The 480-nt window shown below is 22.1% G+C and carries 1 protein-coding gene; it reads left to right on the forward strand.

Annotation, left to right across the window (positions count from 1 at the left end; translation table 11 throughout):
- Positions 1–52: 52 nt before the first annotated feature.
- Positions 53–475, forward strand: coding sequence for a helix-turn-helix domain-containing protein (locus tag ACQCX0_RS06070; protein ID WP_462563279.1), 423 nt, complete (start codon positions 53–55; stop codon positions 473–475).
- The last annotated feature ends 5 nt before the right edge of the window (positions 476–480 follow it).

A 480-nucleotide genomic window follows, 5' to 3' on the forward strand; every position in this document is an offset into this window, starting at 1 on the left:
CAATACAAAAAATTAAAATATATGTAATTTAATTAAAAATATAGGAATATCAATGGACATTAAAAAACAATTTGGACATAGATTAGAAAAAGCTATTTTAAAAAATTTTAAAACTCAAAAAGAATTTGCAGAGTTTTTTGAGATTCACCCAACTAACTTAAATAACTGGATTAAGGGTAAAGCTAAACCTGATTTAGAAACATTATACAATTTATCTCATTGCTTAAATGTCTCTTTAGATTATTTAATTAAAGGCGATGATACTAAACAAGGATATTCTATAGATAAAAAACTCTTTAATGAATGTTTTGAAGAAGCTTTTAAATTCTCGTTAGAGAATAAAATTAAAGTTAATGGGATTTATTTCCTAGCTATATATGAGATGGTAAAAGACTATAGAGAAAAATTACACGATATACCAATTAAAAATATATTAGAAAAAAGAAAAGATGTACTTTTATATCATAAAAACTAAAAAAA

This window comes from Candidatus Hepatincolaceae symbiont of Strigamia maritima (assembly GCF_055505085.1).